A 1,916-nucleotide genomic window follows, 5' to 3' on the forward strand; every position below is an offset into this window, starting at 1 on the left:
ACGCCCGGCCCAGGGATGCCATGGATAAAGAAACTTGCGTTCCTCGGTCCCGTGGGCGTTCTCTCGTCGTGTTGTACAACACCGCGCGGCCGCATTCCCAAATCGCCTGGCAGACACCGGCCGAGTTCGCCACCACCTTCAATCTGCGACGGCCGCTCGCTTTGCGCTGTGCCAAAAGCTCCGCGCCAGCGCCCGTCGCTTCACCCGCCCAGCAGGGCACAACCCACGCCGGAAACGAACTCAAAACTGGGATAGAAACTGGGCGCAACGTCACCTATTCTGCCGAGAAGCAATGCGCCGCTAACCGACATTCGCAGCAAATGCGGCAGCATGCGCTAGCAGTCAAAAGTCCTGGTACCAATCGGGGAGCTTTGTCATCTCGACTTCTTATAGCCAACCGCCCGAAAAACCGGCTCGGTGCAGTCCCGCGATGATGGCCGGCACGCGGCGCATCAGGCGCCACAGGAAGCCCGAGCGGTAGTTCTCTATCATCAGAGTGATCGGCCCCTGATTGATGCCGACGTGGTCCGGCGATACCCAACCGCATGGCCGGCCGTCGGCGGCTGCTATTGTCGGATTGAAGCTTGCGGTGAAGCCGTAAGGGTTGCCCTCTTGCAGGTCGATCTCATGGAAATAGCGCAGTGCCGGCAGAACGATCTCTGGCGCAAAGGGCAATGAGGTAATCGCTGCCCACGGCGACAACGTTCCATCATCAGGGCCGAATGGCGCACCGCGCGCCAGATAGCCGAAGAAGCGGCGGCCACCGACCGTGATTTGACGTTTTGTCGGGCTTGGGCCGTCGCTGGCGGTAATGCCCCAGCAATTCTCGCCATAACCGCTGAAGCCCTTCGGATTGCGAATGGCGTAGTCGCGTTGCAGGTAGGTTGCCTCGCGGCTGTTCTCGAAATAGTCGCAGTCGTGGTTGCGCATGGAAGCATCGCGGATGCCGCGAAAATCGATCCAGATATGCGAGAGCTGGTGGATGAAGAGTGGACCGGCGTAAACCAATTCCCGGCCATAGATCTTTTTCCACTTGTAGGTGGATAGCCAGGCCGCATAGCTCTCGGGCGGCAGCGGATGGGTTGGCGAGCCGAGGCCCAACACATAAAGGATCACCGCTTCGTCGTAGCCTTGCCAGCGATAGCGCAGGAAGCCTTTTCCAGGCCGCCAGCCATGGGTGACGGTAGCGCCGCCGTTCTGCGCCCATCGCCAGTCGGTGCGCCGGTAGAGCGCATCTGCAAGCCGCCGGATTTCCAGTTCGGATTCATCGTCCTCGCCAAAATAGGCGCCGGCGGCCAGCGCACCGGCAAGCAGAAGCGCCGTATCGACCGTGGACAGCTCACACTTCCAGACGCGGCGGCCGGTCTCCATGTCGAGGAAATGGTAGTAGAAGCCCTTGTGGCCCGTTGCGTCGGCTTCGGGCCCTTGCGGCGCGTTCCAGAAGAAGCGAAGCGTGGCGAGCGTCCGTTCAGCGGCGGCGGCGCGCGTCATGAAACCGCGCTCGACACCGACGGGATAGGCCGACAGGGCGAGCCCGACGGCGGCGATGCTGGCCGGTGACCCCGGGGTGTTGCGGTCGGCGATCAGGCCATTCGCCGGGTTGGCCTCTTTGAGAAAATAGTCGAAGGACAGGCGCTGGATGTCCGAGAGAAGCTCGTCGTTCGGCGGGTGGTCGCTCGATGCATCCATCGCTGTCGATATAGAGGGGTTTCGCCGAGCTTCCCACCTTTTTGGTCGACTTGTCGCCTTTGGGTCATGTCACGACGATGCTCGCGCTGGCCCAGGTGTCTCTATAACTAGGTTCGAACACCAGAAGCTGACATTCCGCTAACGTGAAGAGTTTCGGGCGCCGGCAGGCGTACGAAAGTCCCCGAGGAAGGAACCCGCGGGCCACAGGCGATGGTTATGGGGATTTC

General features: G+C 61.6%; 1 protein-coding gene. It reads right to left on the reverse strand.

What is annotated here, in order from left to right:
• Positions 1-387 precede the first annotated feature (387 nt).
• Positions 388-1,689, reverse strand: coding sequence for a glucoamylase family protein (locus tag NKH59_RS33245; RefSeq protein WP_352614801.1), 1,302 nt, complete (start codon positions 1,687-1,689; stop codon positions 388-390).
• Positions 1,690-1,916: the final 227 nt, after the last annotated feature.

The sequence above is a fragment of the Mesorhizobium sp. M0998 genome (genome assembly GCF_040318885.1).
Taxonomy (GTDB): Bacteria; Pseudomonadota; Alphaproteobacteria; order Rhizobiales; family Rhizobiaceae; genus Mesorhizobium.